Below are 24,525 nucleotides of genomic sequence, written 5' to 3'. Positions count from 1 at the left end.
TCTATTCTTTTACCGCACCGGCCATCATACCGCCGATGAAGTGTTTTTGAAGTAATGGATAGATAATCAAAATTGGTACAGTCGTGATAACGATAGTAGCCAATTGCACCCCGCGGGTCGTTGCCTGCACGACAAAGTCGGTACTACCGCTTTCGGTCATCGTGCTTAAGTTGGACTGCACAATGATTTCATAGATCTTCATTTGCAGCGGATAGAGATATTCTTTGGTGATGTACAATTTTGTGGTCATAAAGTCGTTCCATTGTCCGACACCATTGAACAATATGATGGTAGCTAATGCTGGTTTCGTTAATGGTAGGAAAATCTTGTAAAAAATTTGAAATTCGCTGGCCCCATCGATTTTCGCCGATTCTTCCAAAGAAGGAGGAATCTCACGGAAAAAGTTCATCAAGATAACGACGTCATAATAGCTGAATAACGCTGGAATGATATAGACCCAAAATGAATCTAATAACCCTAACGATTTGATCAGCAAATAGGTTGGGATCATCCCCCCGCCGAAGTACATCGTAATGACTCCTAGCGTGGTGTAGATATTCCGGCCGATCAGCCGTGATTTACTGAGTCCGTATGCCACAACGGCACAAAACAGTGTATGTGTCACTGCCCCGATCAATGTTTTCAGTACAGAGATCAAAAATGCCCGTGGGATACTGTCATCGGAAAATACTTTCCGGTAATTCTCCCAAGTAAATCCCCGCGGCCATAAAACGAGACCGTTTTCAGCCAACCCTGAACTAGAAGATACCGATGAGACTAAGATATTCCAGATTGGAATAATGATCAGCAGCGAAAACAGAACGAGGATCACTGTGTTAAAGAAATAAAACCATTTGTTCTCTTGTGTTCTTCTTTTTATCACTTGGTCACCCCTCCTATAAGATAACTGAATTGCCATTGTTCAATTTGCGTGTCACACGATCGGTGATGACTAGAAGAATGACAGAAATGATTGCTATTCCCAAGCCAACCGCTGTTGCATATGAGAAATCGCCTTGTGTCAGACCCATTTTATAAACGAATGAGTTGATGACTTCCGATTTGTTTTGGTTTTGTGAATTCATCAAAACCAATGTCTGGTCTAAATTAGATCCTAAGATGCCGCTCACATTTAGGATCAGATTCAATGAAATGATCGGCGTCAAAAGTGGTAATGTGATTGTCCGAATCTGCGTCAACTTGGTGGCGCCATCGATTCTGGCCGCTTCATAAAAAGTTGGATCGATACGAGACATTCCTGCAAGATATAAAATCGTTCCCCATCCTACTTCTTTCCAAAGGTCAGATAAAACAGCGATCCACCAATATTTATCAGGATCCAACAAATGATTGACACCTTTATCCATCATTCCTAAAGACATCAGGACTTGGTTGATAAACCCATTGGTCGACAACCATGAAATCATCATACCGCCTAGGACAATCCAAGAAAAAAAGTGAGGGATATACGAAACGGTTTGAATAAATTTCTTCAATTTTCCGTCCCGCATCTCAAAAATCATAATGGCGAGAATAATTGGAATCGCAAAGCCTAAGCCTAACTTCATCATACTGATTGCTAACGTATTCCCAACTGCTTCCCAGAAAAAACTGTCGTGTAAAATAATTCGGAAATTCTCTAACCCTACCCATGGTGCAGAGGAAATCGTATCAATGACCGTATAATTCTTAAAAGCAATAATGATTCCATAAATTGGAATATAATTAAATACGATCATGAATGCCACGCCTGGTAGTACCATCCAATGCAGTTGCCGCTGCCGGTATATCTCTTTCAGCTTACTCATACGCAAAAACCCTTTCTGTTATCGTCTCAACGCTCATCCTATCTTTTTCTTTTTAGTGAAACGTTTCTACGAGTTGATTATAAATCGCGCTAGAAAGAAATGCAAGCCTTTACATCATTAAAGTTTTATCATTTTTCATTATCTCATTTTTAATGACTTACATATCCTTTAAAGATATTTTTCACAAACAAAAACCTTTAATAACAAGGTTCTCCGCTACACCAGATCACTTATTTTTGTTTTTCTACAGCTCTTGCAACTGTTTATTGCGTTGTTTCTTTTCTCGAAGCAACTAATTTTAGAACATGAACGATAGAAAAACGTTTCACTAAACCATAAAAAAAAGAGCTTTACAGCTCTTCAAAATGATTTTCATAGCCAAAATGGGTATAAGCAAGTGTGGTAGCGATCCGTCCACGTGGTGTTCGTTTCAAAAACCCTCTCTGAATCAAGTAAGGCTCATACATATCTTCCACGGTCTCTGTTTCTTCACCGATGTTTACAGATAATGTGCTGAGGCCCACAGGCCCTCCACCATACAACTCGATCATCGTTCGAATCAGCTTCTGATCCACATAATCTAAACCAGCATGATCGACTTGCAAAAGCAGCAAAGCTTTATCTGCGATTTGGCGGTCAATGATTCCATTCGCTTGCACTTGCGCGAAGTCTCGAACACGTTTCAGCAAGCGGTTAGCGATCCTTGGCGTTCCTCGAGATCGTCGAGCAATCTCAAATGCCCCTTCTTCCACGATCTCCGTCTGAAAAATATCCGCTGAACGTAAGACGATTTCTTTTAAGTCTTGGTCTTCATAATATTCCATATGAGAAATGATCCCAAATCGATCCCGTAATGGTGCAGAAAGCATCCCTGCCCTAGTCGTAGCTCCTACTAGGGTGAATGGCGGCAACGGGAAATGGACCGGATGCGCAGTTGTTCCTTGGCCAACCATGATGTCCACGAAGAAATCTTCCATTGCAGAATAGAGCATTTCTTCGGCAACTCGCGGCAAACGATGGATCTCATCAATAAACAAGACATCCCCCGGCTGCAATTCATTCAAAATCGCAATCAAGTCTCCCGGCTTTTCGATAGCAGGTCCACTAGTCGTCTTGATGTTGACCGCCATTTCATTGGCGATGACCATCGCCATTGTCGTCTTTCCTAATCCAGGTGGTCCGTAAAGCAGCACATGATCCAATGCTTCTTCCCGATTTTTGGCTGCTTGAATGTAGATCGACAACTCTTCTTTTACTTTATTTTGACCGATATATTGCGCGAGAAACTGCGGACGCAATGATTTTTCGATCAATTCTTCTGTTTCATTCGTTTCCGGTGAAACAATCCGTTCATCCGTCACCTAACTCGCTCCTTATTTTTTCATCATCAATTTTAATGCTTCTCGTAAGTATTCATCTGTTGATTTAGTCGTATTAGGCGCTAAATATTTCTCAGCTTTCTTGATTTCTTTTTCACTATAGCCTAATGCTTTCAAAGCTGCCATCGCTTCGTCCAACGCGGTATTCGCCACAGTGACTGGTGCCGTTGGCTCTTCACCGACTAATTCTGCGACTTTTCCTTTTAAGTCCAATATCATTTGCTGTGCTGTTTTTTTGCCAACACCTGGGAATTTGGTTAAATAAGTGACATCTCCGTTTTCGACAGCCGTGATCAATCCCGCATGGTCTTCATTCGCCATAATTGCCAATGCACTTTTAGGACCGATCCCAGAGACGCTGATCAGTTTTAAAAATAATTGCTTTCCTTCTAATGTAGAAAACCCGTATAAACTATGGGCATCTTCTCTAATTACTTGATGCAGATAAATCTTCACTTCTTGATTCAGCTTGCCGCTGAACGCATACGGATTGCCGAATGCCACTTGATAACCGATACCGTGCGTTTCAACAACGATATACGCCGGAAAGATATCCGTGACTTTTCCAATAATATATTCGTACATAACCGTTCCTTTCTATACATCTAGCTGTACATACGTTCCCTTTATTGTAGCATAGACTGAAAGACAAAAAAAGAAGCAAGCGAAGCTTGCTCCTTTACTCAACAAGAGAAGTATATTCTCCATATCCTTGCTCAGCCATTTCTTCCAATGGGACGAATCGCAAGGCTGCGGAATTGATGCAGTAGCGCAACCCGCCTTTGTCTTGCGGGCCGTCTGAAAAAACATGTCCTAAATGGGAATCTGCTTCTTTACTGCGGACTTCGACACGGTGCATGCCATGAGAGAAATCTGCTTTCTCTTTGATTTCTTTGCGGTCGATGGGCTTCGAAAAAGAAGGCCATCCACAACCAGCATCATACTTATCTGTCGAAGCGAATAGCGGTTCGCCGCTGACGATATCCACATAGATCCCTTTTTCATAAAAATCATCATAAGTCCCTGTAAAAGGACGTTCGGTCGCATTTTCTTGTGTGACCGCATATTCGATTGGTGACAATTTCGCTATCAAATCTTCTTTTGATTCTGACATTTTTCTCACCTACTTTCTTCTCTTATCTTGCCTTTTTTCCAATCGTTTGTAAACGAACTTGCTTCTTTACTTAAGAAGAGGGCAGTTCTGGCCACCTTCTGGTTCTTTCAGCAAAATGATAAAACGGCGGCTGGTCTTTCGTATAGATTTCTTCTGTGAAAACTGCTTCTGTCAATTCTTGAAACAAACCAGTGGCAAAGAAGAATTCTGCCGTCTCCTGTGCATAATAAAATAAGCTAGAGCCACACTGGCGGCAAAATCATCTTTGCGCCCAATTAGAAGAGTTATACCGTTGAATCAAGGATTCGCCAGTAAATGTGATTTGATCACGGGAACAAGCGGCCAGCGCTAAAAAAGGACCACCATGAAATTTCTGACACATTGAGCAATGACAAGCAGTCACTTGGGGATGAACCTCCGTTAGCTCAATCGTAACTTGACCACAAAGACACCTGCCGGATAGATTCATTTTTCCAGCTCCTCCGGAAATTCTTTTAATAACTTGGCAACCGTATTAACAGGGAAGCCAACGATCGTATAAAAATCCCCTTGGATCGCTTCAACAAACACTTTTGCTGCTCCTTGGATCCCATAGCCCCCGGCTTTGTCTTGATATTCCCCAGTTTTCAGATACTCGGTAATCATTTGCTCCGTCAACAGACTAAAGGATACTTGTGCAGAAACCAATTTTTCTCGTCGTTTTTCTTGTTTTTGTAAAACGACCGCAGTATGGACCCAATGAGTCTTTCCACTCATCTTCTGCAACATCCGTCTGGCATCTGCTTCATCAGCAGGTTTGCCGAAAATCTCCTGGCCCACCACTACGGTAGTGTCACTGGCGATCACAAGATCTGTGGGAAAGCAGGCTGTGACAGTTGCTGCCTTTTCCCGCGCCATTCGCTGCACATACTCCTCTGGTGCCTCTCCAAATACCACAGACTCATCGATATCTGCCGGCTGTATCTGAAAAGATGGGACCAATTCCGCTAATAATTCTTTTCGCCGTGGCGATTGAGAAGCTAAGACAATCATTCCATTCCACTCCTTGCACGATGCGGATCTTGGATCCGTTTAAACATTCGCTCCATATCACTATTGGTAAAATGAATCAATACCGGACGTCCATGAGGACAATTGAAGGGATTCTCACACTTTGCAAGATCCGCCAACAGGATTCGTGCTTGCGCCTCATTTAGATAATGATTGGCTTTGATCGAACGTTTGCAGCTCATCATGATCGCTGTTGCTTCCCTGAATTTCTTGACGCTGACTGAACCTGTCTCTAAAAGCATGTCGATCATTTCTCGAATGATGCTTTCTTCTTCTCCTGCTGGGTACCAAGTGGGATGCGCCCTTACAATAAAGCTGTTCGCCCCAAACTCCTCCAAATGGATCCCAACTTCTTGTAATTTTTTAGTTTGTTCCTTCAACTTGATCGCATCATTATTGGGATAATCTAAGACGATCGGTACCAATAATTCTTGCAGATCGTCACTCACTTCTCCGATTTTTTCCCGAAAATATTCATATTTGATCCGTTCTTGGGCCGCATGCTGGTCCACGATATAAAGTCCTTCGTCGCTTTGAGCAAACAGGTACGTCCCATGCATCTGTCCGAAATATTCTAAATGAGGGAAACGTTGCTTGGCAGGCGTTTCTTCTAACAAACGATCCACATATTTCGTATAGTTTTTCTGTCCGGCATGCAGTTCAGGATGCAGCCGTTCTTGCGCCTGCTCTTCGATTAACGACAAGTCCTGCTGACTGGCATCCTCGAGAACAGACGCTGCTGGTTGATCAACTTCTTGGACAATCTCTGTCACAGGTACTGTCGCAGCAAAGGGATCTCGCAACGTTTTATTGGGCAGTGTTTCTTCCAGACTATCGAAAACTGCTTGATTTTCCACAGAATATGCCGAAGACTCCGGAGCCTTTTCCCTTTGCTCCGCGCTTTCTGGAAGTTTTCCACCTTCCTCCACAGGGTTTTCCACAAAGTTATCCACAGTCTGTTGATAACCTGATGACGCCACTTGAAACTTTCCTGTCTCGCGGTTGAAAGTTAATCCCGAAGAAGTCGTAGGACTCGTTCCCAGATCCAGTTTCGTTTGTTCCACAGGTTCAGTGGTCACTTTTTTCTTAAAACGAAGATTATCGGCAGCATTCGGAATCAAATTCTCGTCTCGCAAACTGTCATTGATCGATTTACTGATCAATTTGGTCAGTTCTTCTTCTTTTGATAAACGTACTTCTTGTTTAGTGGGGTGAACATTGACATCGACTAATAATGGGTCCATCGTGATCTCCAGGACCGCAATCGGGAATCGTCCCACCATCAATTTTGAGCCATATCCAGCAACGATTGCTTTATTCAAGGCAAAATTCCGAATGCATCGTCCATTGATGATCGTGGATAGATAATTACGGCTAGCCCGGGTCACTTCAGGCAACGAGACATAACCAGTCAGCTTAAAATCAAGATCTTCACTGTTGATAGCTAACATTTTTTTAGCAGTCTCAACACCATAGATCCCGGCGATGGTTTGTTTCAAATCCCCGCTACCAGTAGTAGTCAGCATTTTATTGCCTTCATGGACCAAGCGAAAAGCAACTTCCGGGTGACTCAATGCAATACGGTTCACGATATCGCCGATATTGGCCAATTCTGTCTGCAATGTTTTGACATATTTCAAGCGCGCTGGCGTATTATAAAAAAGGTTTTCTACAGTGATCTTCGTTCCTTGGCGCAAGTTCGCTGGTATATGTTCTTCCACAGTGCCTCCCTTCAACCGAAGAAATGAGCCTTGGGAAGCATCTTTGACAGCTGTTTCGATTGTTAAAATCGAGACTGAGGCAATACTTGGCAATGCCTCACCGCGAAAGCCAAGTGTCCGTATCCGAAACAAGTCATCGCGGTTATGGATCTTACTGGTGGCATGGCGCTTGAAGGCCGTAACGACATCTTCTTCGGCAATCCCCTCGCCATTATCGATCACCTGGATTTTGCGTAGACCGGCTTCTTCAATGAAGATATCGATCTGTGTGCTGCCGGCATCCACTGCATTTTCCACAAGTTCTTTGACAACAGAGGCTGGCCGTTCCACGACTTCACCGGCAGCGATTTGATTCGCTAGACGTTCAGATAATTCTTGGATCTTGCCCATCTGTTTTCCTTCTTTCTAGATTCGTTTTTGCAATTCATAAAGCTTATTTAACGCATCCATTGGGGTCATTTCTAAGAGATTCAGTTTTTTCAACTGATCGATGACGCCAACTTCTTCTGTGGACACCTCGCTAAACAATGAAAGCTGTTGTGTTTCTTCTATCACAGGCTTTTCGATCGTTGGTTCATGTTCTTCCAGAGCTTTCAAGATCGTTGCCGCCCGTTGTAGTAATCCGCTAGGCAGTCCTGCAATTTTCGCCACATGGATTCCGTAGCTCTTGTCTGCCGGACCTTCCATCATTTTATGCAGGAAGACAACTTCACCGTCTTTTTCTACCGCTCCTACATGAATGTTCCGCAAACGCAGTAATTCTTCGTCCAATATGGTCAGTTCGTGATAATGGGTCGAAAAAAGGGTCTTCGCTTTGACTTCTTTATGGATATATTCAATGATGGCTTGAGCAAGTGCCATCCCATCATAGGTGGCTGTTCCACGCCCTAATTCATCGAATAGGATCAAACTGTTTGGTGTGGCATGACGCAACGCCTGATTGGCTTCCATCATCTCGACCATGAATGTACTTTGTCCAGCAATCAAGTCATCGCTGGCACCGATTCGGGTAAAGATGCGGTCAAAAATCGGCATTTCTGCTGATTGCGCAGGAACAAAACAACCGATTTGAGCCATAATCACTAACAGTGCCAATTGCCGCATATACGTACTCTTACCAGACATATTCGGTCCAGTGATCAGTAAAATATCGGTGTCTTCATGCATCACGATGCTATTAGGAATATATTCTTGGTGCCCCAGCACTTTTTCCACAACGGGATGACGCCCATCGACGATATTCAAGGAGCGCTCTTTTTTCAAAACTGGCCGTACATATTGATAGCGTTCAGCAATTGTCGCAAAACTTTGTAACACATCGACTGCACTAATGGCTTTGGCTAATTTCTGCAAGCGAAGGATACTTTTTTTCACTTCTTCTCGTACTTCCAAGAACAATTGGTATTCCAGATCCACCGATTTTTCTTCCGCTTCTAAAATCACTGTTTCCAGCTTCTTTAATTCAGGTGAAATAAAACGCTCCGCATTAGCAAGGGTCTGTTTTCGTTCATAACGGCCTTCTTCGAGACCAGCCAGATTGGCTTTGGTGATTTCGATGTAATAACCAAAAACACGGTTGAAGCCCACTTTTAAATTCTTGATGCCTGTTTCTTGGCGTTCTTTGGCTTCTAACTCAGCTAGCCACTGCTTGCCGTTGCGCATCGCTTCCCGATACTTGTCTAGTTGTTCGTGAAAGCCATCTTTGATGACATTTCCTTCAGTGATCTGCAGCGGTGCGTCTTCATCGATGGCGCTATCGATCAATGCCACTAACTCATCCAGTGGCTCCAATTCGATCAACAGGTCATTCCACTCTCCACGATTGATGCCTTTGATCAACTGGGCGATCAGAGGAACTTGCTGCAAAGAAGATTTCAGCTGCAGAAGATCCCGTCCATTGACATTGCCAAAGGCAACTCGCCCAACTAAGCGCTCCATGTCATATACTTTTGTCAGTGCGTCTTGTAAGTCTGCTCGTTCAAAAAAGCTGTCCAACAATGATTGAACCATTTCTTGACGTGCAAAGATCTTCTTTGGTTGGATCAAAGGACGATCCAACCACTGCTTCAATAAACGGGCACCCATTGCTGTTTTGGTTTCATCTAATAACCATAAGAGTGTTCCATGCTTTTGGCCAGTTCGAATGGATCGACTCAATTCGAGATTGAACTTTGAGTAATAGTCCATTTTCAAAGAATGATCTGGTTGATATTCTACTGCTTGCTGGATATGAGCCAAGCTGCGTTTTTGGGTGATTGCGAGATAACTCAATAATTTGCCAGTGACCGTCTTTTCATCTTCAGGCAATCCGCTAGTCAAAAAACGGAATTCAGCATTTTCTTCATATGTCTCTTGTTTTGAAAAAACAACACTCAAGCGAGTGGTCAACAGTTCTTTAAGGGAGTCAGGAACTTCGCTGCACAAAACGACTTCCTTGGTTTGTAAGGCAGCGGCCTCATTCAATACCGCATCCTCGTCTTCTAAAAGCGCGGTCTTTAACTCACCGGTACTCAAGTCTGCATAAGCAAAACTGTAACCTTGCGTCGTTTTCATCACAGCCGTCAAGAAGTTATTATCTTTGGCGGACAGCCCTTTGCTATCCATCACTGTCCCTGGAGTGATCAATTGAACGACTTCCCGTTTGACCATTCCTTTGGTGGTTTTGGGATCTTCGACTTGTTCACAGATGGCGACTTTATAGCCTTGTTCGATCAACGTATCAATGTAATTACTGGCGGCATGATAAGGGACTCCGCACATTGGGATCGGTTCTTCCGCATTTTTGTTGCGGCTTGTCAATGTCAGCTCCAAGATTTGTGCAGCTTTGATCGCATCTTCATTGAACAGTTCATAGAAATCTCCCAGACGATAGAACAAAAAAGCATCTTGGTATTGTGCCTTGATGCTTAAATATTGTTCCATCATAGGAGTGTTTTTAGTTTTTTGAGGCATGAGCATCTTCCTCCTCGATGGCTTTATTCACTTGCTTTTGGATTTCTGTTGTGACGTAGTGCAGCAATTCATCTGCTTCCTGAAGTGCCGCACGATAGGCGATCACGAGTGGATGCTGGTCATATTGTTGGGTCAACTCAGCCACTCGTCGCAAAGCATCCTTTTTTGCTTCCGGTTTATCATAATGTTCATACTGAACGATTTCTTTTTGGGTTTGCTTGATTGCTTCTTCTAACTCCAGCAGTTTTTGATTCTTTTGCGCCCGTTGTTGAATCCTTTGAAACTCTTGTACTACCGGGTGTTGTGCCAATAATTGCCGCAACGCAGCCAATTCTTGTGCTACTGCTGTTTCTTTTTCTAATGGGTCCATGATTCTCCTATTCTGTAAAAGGCCGGTCTTCGCTGATTTGGATTGGACGAATCGATTTGGCTTTTCCAGTTTGTTCATCGATCTCGATCAGACAAGCGGACAAAATACTGCGTCCGTTCTCGATCACTTCAAAGCGTTGCGGCAATGCCGTCAAGAATTTTTCGATGATAGGTTCTCGTTTCATCCCTAAAATCCCATCATAAGGACCAGTCATTCCTACATCTGACAAATAAGCCGTTCCTTGTGGCAAAATTCGGGCATCATTGGTTTGTACGTGGGTGTGTGTGCCGACGACTGCAGAAACTCGTCCGTCTAGATACCAGCCCATGGCTTGTTTCTCACTCGTTGTCTCACCATGAAAATCAACAAAGATAAATGGTGTACGCTTGCGGGCGATAGTCACCAACTCATCCATTTTACGAAAAGGGTCATCAATGTCGACCATGAAAGAGCGTGCTTGCATATTGATGACTGCTAATTCGATCGCATTGACTTTCACAAAGACCATTCCTGTACCAGGAGTCCCTTCTGGAAAATTTGCCGGACGAATCATTTTTTTTGCATCACCAATAAATTCAAAAATATCTCGATTATCCCATGTATGATTTCCTAGTGTGATCACATCGACGCCATCTTGAAGAAATTTCTTATAAATTTTCCCCGTGATCCCCCGACCCGCAGCTGCATTCTCGCCATTTGCGATCGTCACTTGCGGCCGATAGGCTTTCTTCAATTTTGGTAAATACTCTGTCAAGGTATTTCTCCCTAACGATCCAACCACATCTCCAATAAATAATACCCGCACACTTTTTCCTCTTCTCTTTTAACATCTTTCTTTATTATAAGTGTTTTCCTTGAGAAAAAAAAGAGCTATTCCATAACAGCAAACAACCTTAAACTACAGGAATTCCTTCCTACCGACTGCTCTTGTTGCTCTTCTAGGACCCTTTAGAAAATAAAACACTCTCCAAACAACGTTGGTCGTTTGGAGAGTCATCATTATTCAGCAACACGTTTCACGATCGCAACGATTAAGTCCCGCGCCTTTGCCATCGCTTCAACAGTGATAAATTCATATTGACCGTGGAAATTCTCGCCGCCGGTAAATAGATTAGGGGTTGGGATCCCTTTGTAAGTGATTTTGGACCCATCTGTGCCGCCGCGAAAAGGGGCTTCGATCGGTGTGATCCCTAAGTCTTTCATTGCTTGACGAGCAATGATAACACTTTGAGGATTTTCTTTGATTCGGTCGCCCATATTGTAGTATTGATCATACAGCTGATAGGTGATCCGCTCACCATAGTACTCATTCAACTTTTCAATGATCTGCACCATCTTCTCCTTGCGCTTTTGGAAAAGCGTTTGATCGTGATCACGAATGATGTAGGAGAGTTCTGCTTGCCCGATATGTCCAGAAAGATTGTGAAGTAAGTAAAAGCCTTGATAGTCTTTTGTTTTTTCCGGGACTTCTGCTTGCGGCAGTGCCGCATCGATCTGGTTGGCGATCTTTAATGCATTGACGAGACGACCATAAGCCGTCCCAGGATGGACGCTTGTTCCGTTGATTTGGATATCGATCCGCGCAGCATTAAAGGTTTCATACTCCATATGTCCCACACGACCACTGTCCATTGTATAAGCAAAAGCCACTGGGAAATCGGCTGGGTCAAACAGATCCGCCCCTTTCCCAATTTCTTCATCCGGACCAAAAGCGATCCAGACATCTCCCCGTTCTTGTGGATCAATCGTTTGTAAAATCCGCAATGCATCGATGATCTCAGCAATCCCGGCTTTATCGTCTGCACCTAGGAGCGTCGTTCCATCTGTAGTGATCAACGTCTCACCTATGTAGTCTTTGAGGTTAGGAAACTCAGCGACTGTCATCATGATCCCCAACGGCTCATTGAGGCAAACGTCTTTGCCATCATAATTTTCATGGATCTGGGGTTGGATGTTTTCGGCTGCAAAATCAGCGGTGTCTACATGTGCGATAAATCCGACAGCCGTTTTGTCCGGATTTCCTGCAAGACGTCCGATCACAAAGCTATTTTTTTCATGGTACAACACATCGTTAAGCCCCATAGACTGCAATTGATCCCGTAATAAAAGTGCCAGCTCAACTTGTCCAGGGGTAGTAGGAATTGTTTGGCTGCTTGCATCGGAACGGGTATTGATTTTGGCATAACGCAAAAAATCGGCGATCATTGGTTTGTCCTTCACTTTCGTCACTTCCTTCAAAAAGATAATGGTCGATGGTCCGTTTCATGGATGATCTGTCGGAAATCTGCAAATCCTGCATCTAATCCTCGGAGCAGCATTTCTGCTGTACCGATATTCGTAGCCAACGGGATTTCATAAACATCTGACAGACGGATCAATGCGGTCACATCCGGCTCATGTGGTTGCGCTGCCAATGGATCGCGCAAAAAAATCACCATATCCAACGCATCCTCCGAAATCATCGCCCCAATTTGTTGATCGCCTCCTAAAGGACCAGACTTATAGCGATGAACGGATAGTCCCGTAGCTTCTTGGATTCGTTTTCCTGTTGTTCCTGTGGCATATAATTGATGCTGTGCCAAGATTTCGCGATAAGCGGTGACCATCTTCACCATCAATTCTTTTTTGCGGTCATGGGCTATCAATGCTATTTTCATCTTCACTCCTCCTCTTTTTTCCATTGTACCAATACTTGCTGAAAAAAAGAAACTGTGCTCCCAAGAATAAGACATTGCCTAATCTTACACAGAGCTTCCATCATAGAATCAACCGGATCCCTTAGTAAAATAGGTAGGCTGCCACCTTAAGAAGGGGCACCGAAGGAAATCCTTCTGGCAATTTGCGGGGCTGATTTCTCTGATTTGGCTGTTGCAAAAAATTTCAGGTTTGTCTGTTTCTTAGGACACAGTTTGTTTAAATCAAGTCTAGTTCTTTCAATGCTTGCCAGATGCCATCCTCATCATTGCTGGCGGTGACTTTATCAGCAATCGCTTGAATCTCGGGAGCCGCGTTACCCATGGCCACGCCGACGCCGGCAGCTTGCAGCATTTCGCGATCATTTTGGCCATCGCCAAAACAAATCACATCTTTTTGTGAGATTCCTAGTTGGTGTGCCACCGAAAGAATCGTGGCTGCTTTTGAACCATCTTTTGGCACGACATCGACACTGTTTTCATGCCAGCGAACAAAACGTAATTTACTGTAGCGATCGTCAAAATAGTCTTCATACTCTTTCCCATAAAAAGCCAACGCTTGATAGACTTCTTTTTCTTCCGGAAAGTGCATGTCTAATTCAGGCAATTGTGCGCCAAAAGAGCGCATTGCTTCATCCATGATACCAATATTTAAAGAAGAAGCTCGTTTAGCCGTATCCATTCCCACAAATGCGGTATCGATCCCTAACTCGTTTGCTTCAGCAACAAATGCTTTTAGCTGTTCTTCATCTAATAAATTTTTGTACACTTGTTGGTGTGCCAAAAATGCAGCAGCGCCATTGCATAAAATATAATTATCAAAAGCAAGGGAGCGGATGATGTCTTTCGCATGGAAACGACTGCGGCCTGTAGCAACTGTCACGAAATGCCCAGCATTTCGCAGCAACTCCAATGCTTCAATCGTACTTTCCAACGGTTGCTTGTTCGAATCCAGTAACGTGCCATCAATATCAAAAGCAAAGAATTTCCGATTCATATCCATAAAAAACTAAGACTCTCTTTCTGTAAGAAATAACAAGAATTTTTACTTTTGGATCATGTTCTCTCCAAAAAGCATACCCTATTCTTAACATAAAAAGCTGTCTATTTCAATAAGTGGCGGATCTTGGTGAATGACTCTTGCTTACCAATGAAGGTGGCTCATTTTTTGGGGAAACTGAAATATTTTCAACCACATGAAGTGTTTGCCTCAATCGTCTTTGTCTATTTGGCAGTGACTGGTTGAGTGCCCCAGACTTCATCTGCCACTTCAATGATCAGCTGCAATTTCTTCCATTGATCTTCTTCTGACAGAATGTTGCCCTCCTCTGTTGAAGCAAAGCCACACTGCGGACTCAAGCTCAAACGCTCTAAGGGCACGTATTGGCTGGCTTCTTTGATCCGGGCAATCAAGCTTTCTTTCTCTTCCAGAGCCCCATTTTTACTTGTGACTAGACCGAGAACAACTTTCTTTGTTTCTGGGACAAATCGCAATGGCTGGAAGTCCCCAGAGCGATCATCATCAAACTCCAAGAAAAAGGCTTCGACCGCTTCATGTCCCAACAGCGAATCCGCAACTGGCTCATAGCCTCCCGATGCCGCCCATGTCGAATGGTAATTGCCACGGCAAACATGGGTAGTCACGTGCAGGTCGTTAGGCAGATCCACCAATGCACTGTTATTCAACCGCAGATACAATTCTTGTAATTTTTGTGTATCATACTCATCGTTGGTCCTTGACTGCCAGTAATTTTTGTCCACCAGCATCCCCCACGTACAGTCATCCAATTTTAGATGACGACAGCCAAGATCATACAAGGCTAAAATGGTTTCACGATAGGCTTGCGCAATATCAGCAAGCAATACTTCCCGATCCGGATAGATAGCGTTCACTTTTTCTTCGTTGCTGCCTCGAACAAGTTCGACAAACAATTGAGCAGGCGCTGGGATACTCTGGCGAACAGGCACCCCATCTGCTTGAGCCGCGACAAAGCGATATTCCTCAAACACGGGATGTTCTGGATTGAATGCGACTTTCCCAGCTAATCGTGCAGAATCAGCACGGGTTTCTTCCCCATGGAACAAGTAGCCTTGATCCATCAAAATATGCTCTATTCCTTGAAATCCCCAGAAAAAATCCAAGTGCCAATAACTACGGCGAAATTCGCCATCGCTGACATATTTCAAGCCAACTTCTTTTTGTTTTGCGACTAACTCACTGATCGCCTGATCCTCAACTTCTTTTAACTCGGATCGAGTGATTTTTCCTTCAGCGAACGCTTCCCTTGCTTGCTTCAACTTCTCCGGACGCAAAAAACTTCCTACAATTTCATAATGATTGATCACTTGGCACATAGTTTCTCCTCCTTTTTTGGGTAAAAAAAAATCCTTAAGAGTTATCTCTTAAGGATGTAATAAATTTACATGGTACCACCTTAGTTTGCATCCGACTTACGAAGAATGCCTCTACTCCAATGCGACGCTGTTGCGTGATATTGGGGTCTCAGTAACGGGGACATCCGTGCGCTTCTAGAACTTGCGTTCTCGAAACACCCACTCAAAAGCCATTTTCAGATTCGTTTTCTTTCACCCTTTTTCAGCTGTCGGGGCTCTCTGTTAGAAATTCCACAGAATCTTACTTTCTTTTTCTACGTGTTTACTTATTGATTTTTAACAAGGATAGCAGAATGATTTTAGTGTGTCAATATTGATTTTAAAAAAAAGAAGCATTGCTGCTTCTTTCTTCGTTTAATCCACATAAGTTGATTTTGATTGATTGAGCCATGCATAGCCCAGACCCATGATCAAGCCGCCACCGATATAGTTCCCGATAAAGGCAAAGACAAGATTGTGAATCACGCTGCCGACAGTCATACCAGCTAAGTGGCCGCCAGATGCCCAGAAAGCTAACGTAAACGCTGGGAAGTTAGCGATGACGTGTTCATAGCCTAAGAAGGCAAAGATAAAGATAATGAAAATAATCGCAGCTACTTTCCCTGCATCATCTTTCATTCTCATACTTACTAAAACAGCTGTATTAACGACAATGTTTGCGAACATTGCTTCGACGACGATTTGGAGTGTCGGCTTATCAAGTTTTGCGGTAATGGAAGTCAATAAGAAATTATCCGCAGGCAACCCTTGAAAAGGTCCAGTCAAAGAAATAATTGATCCAAAAATCAAACCACCGACTAAATTGAAGAGCACACAAGTGAACAAAATCTTCAATGCCAAAGGAACACTCAATCGTTTGCGATAAACACCGACGGTCATATACAACATATTTGATGTGCCTAATTCTGCGTTCATATATAAGATCATGACAAGGGACCAACTAAACATAAATGCATACAACATTTTTCCTAGTCCATGTGCAATGTCCTCACCTTTCATAGCAATCGCAAAGGCAATCGCTGTTCCTAGCGTCAAGAAAAGACATGCCATCATGGCCCGTACAGCATAGCGTAAATAACTGCTTTTGATCAAATCGACCTTCTTTTCAATGGAAGAATCAATTTTTTCAAATAATGGGGATACTGGATTCATTTTTCTGCTCCTTTTTATGGGTATGATAATTGAGTTCGTTATAAAGTACACAATACCTTCACATTTTAATAACCAAACGCCTATTTGTAAAGTGTTTTCTGAAAAACGTTACTTTTTATATGAAATTTTCATCACATTTTCATTGCAATTGAATTCAATCATACCTTGACTTTTCCTCTTATTTTATCGTATACTGTTCCTTGTGTAAAATAATGCAGCAGGGAAATAACAGCTCGTCACCAGTTCGTTGCCTAAAAGGTTCAATTGCGTAACCGCGGCTGCAAAGGTGAAGATTGAAGAACGAACTGCACGGATGTGAATTTTTCAACGGATTATTTTACTCCAAACTATATTTATTGGAGGAACTAAATTATGTCTCGTTATACAGGACCATCATGGAAAATTTCTCGTCGTTTAGGAATTTCTCTTTCAGAAACTGGTAAAGAATTGGCACGTCGTCCTTACGCTCCAGGACAACACGGACCAAACAGCCGTGGCAAAAAATCAGAATACGGTATGCAATTGACTGAAAAACAAAAACTTCGTCATATGTATGGCATGAACGAACGTCAATTCCGTACATTGTTTATCAAAGCAAGCAAAATCAAAGAAGGTAAACACGGTGTTAACTTCATGATCTTGTTAGAACAACGTTTGGATAACGTCGTTTACCGTTTAGGTCTTGCAACTACTCGTCGTCAAGCACGTCAATTAGTAAACCATGGCCACATTTTAGTAGATGGCAAACGTGTAGATATCCCTTCTTACCATGTTGAAGTTGGTCAAGTGATCAGCGTTCGTGAAAAATCACAAAACATCTCAACAATCAAAGAAGCAATCGAAGCAACTACTGGTCGTACAGCATTTGTAAGCTTTGATGATGAAAAATTAGAAGGTTCATTGACTCGTTTACCAGAACGCGATGAATTGACTGCAGAAGTTGACGAAGCACTAGTCGTTGAATTCTACAACCAAAAACTATAAGAATTTTCACCAGAAGCTGCGACAGAAATCTTGTCACAGCTTCTTTTTTTATAAATTGTTAGAAATAACTTCTTCGGAAAGAAGTCAAAATTTCACAGAAATCCGACAAGCAATTTTCGAACTCTCCTTTTCATCTCTCTTGAAGCAGACTACTTCTGACATGACCTCTTTTTTGAGAAATCAAAAAAACTGTGCTGGTTTCCCGAAGGAAATACCACACAGTTCGCGATTAATCGGCAGGTCGACTTCAAATAATATTGACGACGGACTCTCCGGATGAATTTTTTTGATGATAGTTGAACAACAGCAAATCTTTCTGACGCTTTTTAAAGATTACTTTCCGAATATTGCGTGGCACAAATTTGCGGATATCATCTTCATTATATCCTACTTGCAGTTTGTCGCCATCAACAATGATGGGACGTTTCAATAAATTCGGGTATTGCTCAATCAACGCTAATAATTCTTCTAATTTCAAGTCATCCAAATCAATGGCTAATTTTTGATACACTTTTGAACGTGTTGAGATAATATCTTCTGTCCCGTTTTTTGTCAAAGAAAGAATTTCCAGTAGTTCATCACTATTTAATGGATCGCTAAAAATGTTTCTTTCTTTGAAGGGTAGTTCATTTTCGGTCAACCAAGCCCGCGCTTTGCGACATGATGTACAGCTAGGCGTTGTGTATAGTGAAATCATTGATCATTCTTCCTTTCTGATTTTTCTGCGGATTCTTATTGATTATCTGTGATTTTTTCGATCGTTTCTTGTTTGACGACATCCACGATGCGAATGTTGATTTCTTTGACTTCTAAAGCAGTCAACCGACTAACTTCTTGCAAAACAATTTCTTGGATCTGAGCAAACAACCGGGGAATATCCTTCCCGTAGGCAACAATAACTTCCAAATCAATTGCTACTTGTTCTTTGCCAACTTCCACTTCGATCCCCGATGTCACATTGCTCTGGTCGGCCAAATCTTCCGTCATACTTGAAAAAAATTTTCCATCTGCACTGATTAAGCCATCAATTGACGCCAAGGCTACACCTACGATCGTCTGCAAGACTTTCTCCTCAAAGGTAAGCGAAGCAGTCTCTACATTTGCCGCTTGTTCATTTTCCATTTTTCACACTCCTTGTTTGCATTTCTGAAAAAAGAACGTTTTTTTTAGTAACAGATCCACCAAAACCAACAACCTTTTGCGGTTATCTGCCACCATAGGTAAAAATACCCTCCTCTATTAGCATAGAAGTTTTTTGTTTTTTTTACAAAGAAAAACACTTGTTACCGGATACTTTTTTTGCAAATTACCGAAATAAGGTACGTTTTTTTAATATAAAAAAGCGATTCCAGAAAATATTTTCCTCGATCACTTCTTATATTTTATCTGATTTATCTAAAAAGATTCTTCCTCAATCCTACCGCTCATTCAACCTTGTATAGCTCCGGTCAGAAGACACTTCCTTATAAGCTGGTCGCATGATTTTTTGGGCATTGACTAATTCTTCGATTCGATGAGCAGACCAGCCGACGATTCGCGCAATCGCAAACATCGGTGTGTAAAGTTCTTCTGGCAAGTCTAACATTTTATAAACAAAGCCGCTGAAAAAATCAATGTTCGCACTGACGCCTTTATACATTTTTCGTTTTTGAGCAATCACTTCTGGAGCGATTCGTTCAACAGTTGTGTAAAGTTGATATTCTTGCCAAGCGCCGATGCCTTTCTCTTGTGCGAGTTTGGCTACATAATTTTTAAAAATTGCCGCTCGAGGATCATTGTCACTGTAGACAGCATGTCCCATACCATAGATCAAGCCCTTGCGATCAAAAGCTTCTTTATCCAAAACTGCTTCTAAATAACGACGAACTGCAGCTTCATCTGTTGTATCAGCAATCTGGCGTTTCAGATCACTCATCATCTCCGTCACTTTGATATTGGCTCCACCGTGTTTAGGCCCTTTTAGCGACCCTAATGCGGCTGCGATCGTCGAATAAGTATCGGTACCGCTAGAAGTAACTACCCGAGTAGTAAAGGTCGAGTTGTTTCCGCCCCCATGTTCCATATGAAGCACCAGCGCCATATCCAAGGTTTGAGCTTCTTGAAAACTATAGGCTTTATTAGGACGCAGCATGGTCAAAATCGTTTCTGCCGTGCTTAATTCCTCCGAAGGGCGATGAATATACATACTTCCCTCTTGATTGTAGTGATTATAGGCGTGGTAAGCGTAGATCGCCAGCAGTGGAAAGACACTGATCAGCATCAAACTTTGCTCTAATACATTCTCAATACTGACATCATCGGCTTGCGGATCATAACTGGCTAATGTCAAAATACTGCGAGATAAACTATTCATGATATCCGCAGAAGGTGCTTTCATGATCACGTCACGAACAAAATTGGTTGGAAGCGTACGTTTATCCGCCAATAACTGACGAAATCCCTGCAATTCAGATAACTTTGGCAGCTCGCCAAAAAGTAATAAATATGCAATCTCTTCAAAACCAAACCGATTTTCTTCAACGAATCCTGCAACCAATTCATTGATATCGATTCCTCGATAACGTAATTCCCCACAAGCCTCGAGGGGCTTCCCCGCCACGATTTTTTCTGGATAAATGGTAGAAATGGTTGTTAAGCCGGCTAAGACACCTTTTCCATCTAAATCTCTCAGTCCACGTTTTACGTCATACTCTGAATAAAGATTCATATCGATTTGATTGTGTTTCTGACACAATGATGAAAGATATACGATATTCTTTTCTTTTTCTAATTTTTCCACAGCCATGTTACCTCCTAACATCCTTACGTAAACATGCTACTAACTTCATTTGATTCAAAAAATAAAAACTTTTAAACATTATAGCACGATGTTTATAAAATGAAATATTTTTCATAATTTTAATTGATTTTTCTTTTTATAAACGTATAATTATTCCTAATAGATTGATATTTAAGGAGGATGCTTATGAATTGGCACACAAACCTGATCGTGAATGATCAGCGCTATACGTTTATTGATTTAGCAAAGGTCGCGGCTGACTTTAACGCTGAATTAAAAAGATTGCCTTACTCGATTCGCGTGTTACTAGAAAGTGTCGCCCGTCACCAAGATGAAGAGATCACTGCTGTTTACTTGGATTATTTGGTCAATTGGAACGCTGAACAGCCCACAGGCGTCGTACCTTTCAAACCCGAACGTGTCGTTTTGCAAGACTTCACTGGTGTTCCAGCGGTCGTAGACCTTGCTGCGATGCGAGACGCCATCGTTGCCTTAGGCGGGAATGCAGATACAATCAATCCTGAGATTCCCGTGACTTTGGTTGTCGATCATTCCGTCCAAGTCGATTGTGCAGGGACTCCGGAAGCAGTGGCTTTCAATACGGCGCGTGAATTTGAACGAAACCAAGAGCGCTACCAATTCTTGAAGTGGGCTCAGGGTTCATTTGACAATTTTGAAGTTGTCCCTCCAGAGACCGGTATCATCCATCAAGTAAATATTGAATCACTTTCTGATGTGATTTTGGAAAAAAAAATTGCTGGCGAGCCGTTTCTTTTTCCGGATACATTGCAAGGAACAGATTCCCATACAACGATGATCAATGGTCTCGGTGTATTGGGCTGGGGCGTTGGCGGTATCGAGGCAGAAGCAGCGATTTTGGGCGAGCCGTCATTTTTCCCGACTCCAGAAGTTATCGGTGTCTGTTTTGTGAACGAAATGCCTGCCGGTACGACCGCAACTGATTTGGCGTTGACTGTTACTGAAGTCTTGCGAAAGGAGCAAGTGGTAGGAAAATTTGTTGAATATTTCGGAACCGGTTACCAACGGTTAAGTTTAGCTGACCGTGCGACCCTTGCCAATATGGCACCAGAATATGGCGCCACTTGCGGTTTTTGTCCAATTGATGAAGAGACCCTCAACTATTTAGCTACTACGGGACGAACACCCGAATTGATCCATAAGGTTGCTGCCTACACAAAAGCCAATCATCTCTTTTATGATGCGACGGAGATACCAGACTACACCAAAACGGTCACCATCGATCTAGCCAAGATCCAGCCCGCATTGGCAGGACCAAAACGACCACAGGACCGTATCTTATTACCGGAAGTTGGCACTGATTTCGATCGTTCCCTCACGGCTGACATCGGACCAAAAGGCTTCGGTCTTTCGGAGAAGGAATGGCAAAAAAGCAGCCAAGTTAACTGGCCAAACGAGCCTTCCGAAACATTGCAGACAGGAGATATCGTACTTGCAGCTATCACTAGCTGTACGAATACGAGCAATCCCTTCGTCATGCTCTCTGCGGGATTGTTAGCAAAAAAGGCGGTAGAAAAAGGATTGACCGTGCCAAAATCGGTCAAGACTTCCTTGGCCCCTGGTTCCCAGATCGTAACCACCTATTTGACTGCCAGTGGATTATTGCCTTATCTTGAACAATTAGGCTTTTATTTAGTTGGATACGGCTGTACGACTTGTATCGGCAACTCCGGTCCATTAGAAGCACCCGTAGCAGAAGCAATCGAAAACGAAAATTTACTGGTCGCTTCTGTTTTATCTGGAAACCGCAACTTTGAAGGTCGGATCCATCCACAGATCAAAGCCAATTATTTAGCTTCTCCTCCGTTAGTCGTCGTCTATGCCATTGCTGGAACCATCCGGAAAGATTTGACGAAGGAGCCTCTAGGCGTCGTAGCAGGACAAGAAATTTATCTGACGGATATCTGGCCAAGTAACGAAGAAGTCAATGAATATATTCAAGCTTTTGTTGGACCAGAAGCGTTTCGTGCAGCTTATGCGCATCTATTCGACGCCAATGAGCGTTGGAACCGTATCGATACAACTGCCAGTGATTGTTATGCTTGGGAGGACACATCAACATATATTGCCCACCCACCCTATTTTGATTCCTTGACCAAAGAATTACCTATCCAAACAAGTTTGTCTGATTTGAAAGTGTTAGCCAAATTGGGGGATTCTGTTACGACAGACCATATTTCTCCCGCTGGTAGCATTGGATTAGATTCTCCCGCCGGCAGGTTTTTGCAAACCAAAGCTGTTCCTTACCGTGAGTTCAACTCTTTTGGTTCACGGCGAGGCAATCATCACATCATGATGCGGGGAACTTTCGGCAACATTCGTTTACAGAATCAGCTGGTTCCTGGAAGTACTGGCGGGATCACCCATTATTTTCCTACAGGGGAAACGATGTCAATCTATGACGCTGCCATGAATTATCAGAAAAACGAACAGTCTTGCATTATTTTAGCTGGTAAAGATTATGGGATGGGTTCTTCCCGAGATTGGGCAGCTAAAGGGACCCAACTTTTAGGCGTCAAAGTAGTCTTGGCAGAAAGTTTCGAACGGATTCATCGCAGCAATTTGGTCATGATGGGTGTGATTCCTCTAGAATATCTTGCTGGGCAAACTGCCGCTTCCTTGGGATTGGATGGCTCTGAATCCTTCTTTATCCAACTGCCCGAAGAACCGCAGGTCAATCAGCAGATTGATGTGACAGCCAAACGTACAGATGAAACAATGATCACCTTTCCGACTCGGCTGCGTTTCGATGCACCAGCAGATATCCGTTACTGGAAACATCAAGGAATCTTACCAATGGTCATTCGCAAAAAAATAGAAGCAGGAGGAACTAGCAATGCATTCTGAAGCGTCCTTATCTAACACTGTTCTCACAATTCCTTATATCAGTGGTGACGGCATTGGTCCAGAAATTTGGCAAGCAGCGCAACCTGTGATTGATGCGGCCGTAAAACAAGCGTATGGTCCCAAAAGAAGGATCCACTGGCAAGAAGTTTTAGCTGGTGAAAAAGCATTTAGACAAACCGGCGAATGGTTGCCGCAGTCGACTCTTACCACTATCCAAGAGGCTAAAATCGCATTGAAGGGACCATTGACCACACCAGTTGGCAAAGGATTCCGATCCCTCAATGTCACATTGCGCCAAACATTAGACCTCTATGCTTGTGTTCGGCCCGTTCGATACTTTGCCGGGGTACCTTCTCCTTTGAAGCATCCGGAAAAGACGAATATGGTGATTTTCCGTGAAAATACAGAAGATGTTTACGCAGGAATCGAATTTGCAAAAAATGATCCCCTCACGAAACAATTAATTGAGGTGCTGCAAACACAATTCAGTGTCAAAAACATTCGCTTTCCAGAAAGCAGCGCCATCGGGATCAAACCGATCTCAAAAGAGGGCAGTCAGCGGTTGATCAGCGGAGCGATCGAGTATGCTATCGCACACCACTTGCCGTCTGTCACCCTTGTTCATAAAGGGAACATCATGAAATTCACCGAAGGCGGCTTCAAAAATTGGGGCTATCAATTAGCGGAAACGAATTATGCCGATCAGTGCTTCACGATGAACCAATGGGCAACAATTAAATCTGAGCAGAATATTGAAGCGGCTCAAGCAGCACTTGCTGCTGCACAACAAGCCGGAAAAGTCATTATCAATGATGTGATCGCAGATAATTTCCTGCAACAGATTCTTTTGTACCCAGAAAAATTTTCAGTGATCGCAACTTGCAATCTCAATGGCGACTATCTTTCCGACGCATTAGCCGCTCAAGTCGGCGGAATTGGGATCGCTCCAGGTGCAAATATCAATTATGTAAGTGGTGCCGCAATCTTTGAAGCAACCCACGGTACTGCCCCCGATATCGTTGACACAGGAAAAGCCAATCCCTGCTCGTTGTTGCTCTCTGCTTGTATGCTCTTGGAATATATCCAGTGGGATGAAGCAGCAGTTCTTATTACCACAGCCATCGAGACAGCAATCAAGGAAAAGAAAGTCACAACTGACTTTGCGGCAGCTATGACTGACGCGCATTGTTTGTCTACCAAAGCGTTCGGTGACTATCTGGTCACATTGATCACTCCATAATCA

General features: G+C 43.0%; 22 protein-coding genes and 1 other annotated feature. Of the genes, 3 read left to right on the top strand and 19 right to left on the bottom strand.

Annotated elements, in window-relative coordinates; translation table 11 throughout:
• Nucleotide 1 precedes the first annotated feature (1 nt).
• From HED61_RS04735 to HED61_RS04660, 16 genes are all read right to left on the bottom strand, one after another.
• Entirely contained in the window at nucleotides 2–883 is an 882-nt protein-coding gene (locus HED61_RS04735) for a carbohydrate ABC transporter permease (protein WP_021150594.1), read from the bottom strand.
• Nucleotides 884–896: 13 nt separating this feature from the next.
• Nucleotides 897–1,808, bottom strand: coding sequence for an ABC transporter permease (locus HED61_RS04730; RefSeq protein ID WP_005470074.1), 912 nt, complete (start codon nucleotides 1,806–1,808; stop codon nucleotides 897–899).
• Between the two features lie 350 nt (nucleotides 1,809–2,158).
• Nucleotides 2,159–3,169 carry a Holliday junction branch migration DNA helicase RuvB gene (ruvB, locus tag HED61_RS04725; RefSeq protein ID WP_003128097.1) on the bottom strand — a complete coding sequence of 337 codons (1,011 nt, stop codon included), beginning with the start codon at nucleotides 3,167–3,169 and terminating at the stop codon, nucleotides 2,159–2,161.
• A gap of 12 nt (nucleotides 3,170–3,181) precedes the next feature.
• The gene (gene ruvA / locus HED61_RS04720; protein ID WP_003128096.1) at nucleotides 3,182–3,772 is read right to left on the bottom strand and encodes a Holliday junction branch migration protein RuvA; all 591 of its coding nucleotides are present in this window, start codon (nucleotides 3,770–3,772) and stop codon (nucleotides 3,182–3,184) included.
• Between the two features lie 94 nt (nucleotides 3,773–3,866).
• Nucleotides 3,867–4,301 (bottom strand): peptide-methionine (R)-S-oxide reductase MsrB, encoded by a 435-nt coding sequence (gene msrB, locus HED61_RS04715; RefSeq protein WP_003128095.1) that lies wholly within the window; start codon nucleotides 4,299–4,301, stop codon nucleotides 3,867–3,869.
• Nucleotides 4,302–4,560: 259 nt separating this feature from the next.
• Nucleotides 4,561–4,770: a GFA family protein gene (locus HED61_RS04710; protein ID WP_003128094.1), complete on the bottom strand. Its 210-nt coding sequence runs from the start codon at nucleotides 4,768–4,770 to the stop codon at nucleotides 4,561–4,563.
• A complete protein-coding gene (locus tag HED61_RS04705) occupies nucleotides 4,767–5,333 on the bottom strand; it encodes a Maf family protein (RefSeq protein WP_005470071.1) in 567 nt (188 codons plus the stop codon). Before HED61_RS04705 ends, HED61_RS04710 begins: the two co-directional genes overlap by 4 nt.
• Nucleotides 5,330–7,462: a DNA mismatch repair endonuclease MutL gene (mutL, locus tag HED61_RS04700; protein WP_005470069.1), complete on the bottom strand. Its 2,133-nt coding sequence runs from the start codon at nucleotides 7,460–7,462 to the stop codon at nucleotides 5,330–5,332. The genes HED61_RS04705 and mutL overlap by 4 nt, the downstream gene beginning before the upstream one ends.
• A 15-nt stretch (nucleotides 7,463–7,477) precedes the next feature.
• Nucleotides 7,478–10,024: a DNA mismatch repair protein MutS gene (gene mutS, locus HED61_RS04695; RefSeq protein WP_005470067.1), complete on the bottom strand. Its 2,547-nt coding sequence runs from the start codon at nucleotides 10,022–10,024 to the stop codon at nucleotides 7,478–7,480.
• Nucleotides 10,008–10,394 (bottom strand): YlbF family regulator, encoded by a 387-nt coding sequence (locus tag HED61_RS04690; protein ID WP_005470065.1) that lies wholly within the window; start codon nucleotides 10,392–10,394, stop codon nucleotides 10,008–10,010. Before HED61_RS04690 ends, mutS begins: the two co-directional genes overlap by 17 nt.
• A 7-nt stretch (nucleotides 10,395–10,401) precedes the next feature.
• Nucleotides 10,402–11,199 (bottom strand): TIGR00282 family metallophosphoesterase, encoded by a 798-nt coding sequence (locus HED61_RS04685; RefSeq protein WP_003128088.1) that lies wholly within the window; start codon nucleotides 11,197–11,199, stop codon nucleotides 10,402–10,404.
• Between the two features lie 194 nt (nucleotides 11,200–11,393).
• Entirely contained in the window at nucleotides 11,394–12,599 is a 1,206-nt protein-coding gene (pepT, locus tag HED61_RS04680) for a peptidase T (RefSeq protein WP_005470063.1), read from the bottom strand.
• Between the two features lie 29 nt (nucleotides 12,600–12,628).
• Entirely contained in the window at nucleotides 12,629–13,051 is a 423-nt protein-coding gene (mgsA, locus tag HED61_RS04675) for a methylglyoxal synthase (protein WP_003128085.1), read from the bottom strand.
• Between the two features lie 256 nt (nucleotides 13,052–13,307).
• A complete protein-coding gene (locus tag HED61_RS04670) occupies nucleotides 13,308–14,084 on the bottom strand; it encodes a Cof-type HAD-IIB family hydrolase (protein ID WP_003128084.1) in 777 nt (258 codons plus the stop codon).
• A 227-nt stretch (nucleotides 14,085–14,311) separates the two neighbouring features.
• Nucleotides 14,312–15,442, bottom strand: coding sequence for a 5-methyltetrahydropteroyltriglutamate--homocysteine S-methyltransferase (locus HED61_RS04665; RefSeq protein ID WP_003128083.1), 1,131 nt, complete (start codon nucleotides 15,440–15,442; stop codon nucleotides 14,312–14,314).
• 47 nt (nucleotides 15,443–15,489) lie between these two features.
• Nucleotides 15,490–15,747 (bottom strand) — a binding site (T-box leader).
• 88 nt (nucleotides 15,748–15,835) lie between these two features.
• A complete protein-coding gene (locus HED61_RS04660) occupies nucleotides 15,836–16,633 on the bottom strand; it encodes a formate/nitrite transporter family protein (protein ID WP_003128082.1) in 798 nt (265 codons plus the stop codon).
• A 372-nt stretch (nucleotides 16,634–17,005) separates the two neighbouring features.
• Here HED61_RS04660 and rpsD point away from each other — a divergent pair, with 372 nt between their 5' ends.
• On the top strand, nucleotides 17,006–17,617 hold the full coding sequence (gene rpsD / locus HED61_RS04655) for a 30S ribosomal protein S4 (RefSeq protein ID WP_003128081.1): 612 nt from the start codon (nucleotides 17,006–17,008) through the stop codon (nucleotides 17,615–17,617).
• 247 nt (nucleotides 17,618–17,864) lie between these two features.
• Here rpsD and spx read toward each other — a convergent pair whose 3' ends face one another.
• The 3 genes from spx to HED61_RS04640 form a co-directional block, all read right to left on the bottom strand.
• Nucleotides 17,865–18,314, bottom strand: a complete 450-nt coding sequence (gene spx / locus HED61_RS04650) for a transcriptional regulator Spx (protein ID WP_003128079.1) — start codon at nucleotides 18,312–18,314, stop codon at nucleotides 17,865–17,867.
• 35 nt (nucleotides 18,315–18,349) lie between these two features.
• Complete coding sequence (locus tag HED61_RS04645) at nucleotides 18,350–18,739, bottom strand: Asp23/Gls24 family envelope stress response protein (protein ID WP_003128077.1); 390 nt, start codon at nucleotides 18,737–18,739, stop codon at nucleotides 18,350–18,352.
• 295 nt (nucleotides 18,740–19,034) lie between these two features.
• The gene (locus HED61_RS04640) at nucleotides 19,035–20,396 is read right to left on the bottom strand and encodes a citrate/2-methylcitrate synthase (RefSeq protein WP_172956408.1); all 1,362 of its coding nucleotides are present in this window, start codon (nucleotides 20,394–20,396) and stop codon (nucleotides 19,035–19,037) included.
• Between the two features lie 186 nt (nucleotides 20,397–20,582).
• On the opposite strand from HED61_RS04640, the gene acnA reads away from it, so the two are divergent.
• Complete coding sequence (acnA, locus tag HED61_RS04635; RefSeq protein ID WP_219645211.1) at nucleotides 20,583–23,282, top strand: aconitate hydratase AcnA; 2,700 nt, start codon at nucleotides 20,583–20,585, stop codon at nucleotides 23,280–23,282.
• The gene (icd, locus tag HED61_RS04630; protein WP_003128073.1) at nucleotides 23,272–24,522 is read left to right on the top strand and encodes an NADP-dependent isocitrate dehydrogenase; all 1,251 of its coding nucleotides are present in this window, start codon (nucleotides 23,272–23,274) and stop codon (nucleotides 24,520–24,522) included. The genes acnA and icd overlap by 11 nt, the downstream gene beginning before the upstream one ends.
• The last annotated feature ends 3 nt before the right edge of the window (nucleotides 24,523–24,525 follow it).

The sequence above is a fragment of the Enterococcus gallinarum genome (genome assembly GCF_021496385.1).
Lineage (GTDB): Bacteria > Bacillota > Bacilli > Lactobacillales > Enterococcaceae > Enterococcus_D > Enterococcus_D gallinarum.
The sequence above is the reverse complement of the archived record's forward strand: the minus strand, read 5'-3'. Positions and strand labels throughout refer to the sequence as shown.

Bases quoted from the DNA above. Each gene is read 5' to 3' on its own strand.
- ruvA (WP_003128096.1), bottom strand. From the start codon at position 3,772: ATGTACGAATATATTATTGGAAAAGTCACGGATATCTTTCCGGCGTAT.
- mutL (WP_005470069.1), bottom strand. From the start codon at position 7,462: ATGGGCAAGATCCAAGAATTATCTGAACGTCTAGCGAATCAAATCGCT.
- HED61_RS04710 (WP_003128094.1), bottom strand. From the start codon at position 4,770: ATGAATCTATCCGGCAGGTGTCTTTGTGGTCAAGTTACGATTGAGCTA.
- acnA (WP_219645211.1), top strand. From the start codon at position 20,583: ATGAATTGGCACACAAACCTGATCGTGAATGATCAGCGCTATACGTTT.
- HED61_RS04690 (WP_005470065.1), bottom strand. From the start codon at position 10,394: ATGGACCCATTAGAAAAAGAAACAGCAGTAGCACAAGAATTGGCTGCG.
- spx (WP_003128079.1), bottom strand. From the start codon at position 18,314: ATGATTTCACTATACACAACGCCTAGCTGTACATCATGTCGCAAAGCG.
- HED61_RS04665 (WP_003128083.1), bottom strand. From the start codon at position 15,442: ATGTGCCAAGTGATCAATCATTATGAAATTGTAGGAAGTTTTTTGCGT.
- rpsD (WP_003128081.1), top strand. From the start codon at position 17,006: ATGTCTCGTTATACAGGACCATCATGGAAAATTTCTCGTCGTTTAGGA.
- HED61_RS04730 (WP_005470074.1), bottom strand. From the start codon at position 1,808: ATGAGTAAGCTGAAAGAGATATACCGGCAGCGGCAACTGCATTGGATG.
- HED61_RS04705 (WP_005470071.1), bottom strand. From the start codon at position 5,333: ATGATTGTCTTAGCTTCTCAATCGCCACGGCGAAAAGAATTATTAGCG.
- icd (WP_003128073.1), top strand. From the start codon at position 23,272: ATGCATTCTGAAGCGTCCTTATCTAACACTGTTCTCACAATTCCTTAT.
- msrB (WP_003128095.1), bottom strand. From the start codon at position 4,301: ATGTCAGAATCAAAAGAAGATTTGATAGCGAAATTGTCACCAATCGAA.
- pepT (WP_005470063.1), bottom strand. From the start codon at position 12,599: ATGATCGCCGATTTTTTGCGTTATGCCAAAATCAATACCCGTTCCGAT.
- mgsA (WP_003128085.1), bottom strand. From the start codon at position 13,051: ATGAAAATAGCATTGATAGCCCATGACCGCAAAAAAGAATTGATGGTG.
- mutS (WP_005470067.1), bottom strand. From the start codon at position 10,024: ATGCCTCAAAAAACTAAAAACACTCCTATGATGGAACAATATTTAAGC.
- HED61_RS04670 (WP_003128084.1), bottom strand. From the start codon at position 14,084: ATGAATCGGAAATTCTTTGCTTTTGATATTGATGGCACGTTACTGGAT.
- HED61_RS04660 (WP_003128082.1), bottom strand. From the start codon at position 16,633: ATGAATCCAGTATCCCCATTATTTGAAAAAATTGATTCTTCCATTGAA.
- HED61_RS04645 (WP_003128077.1), bottom strand. From the start codon at position 18,739: ATGGAAAATGAACAAGCGGCAAATGTAGAGACTGCTTCGCTTACCTTT.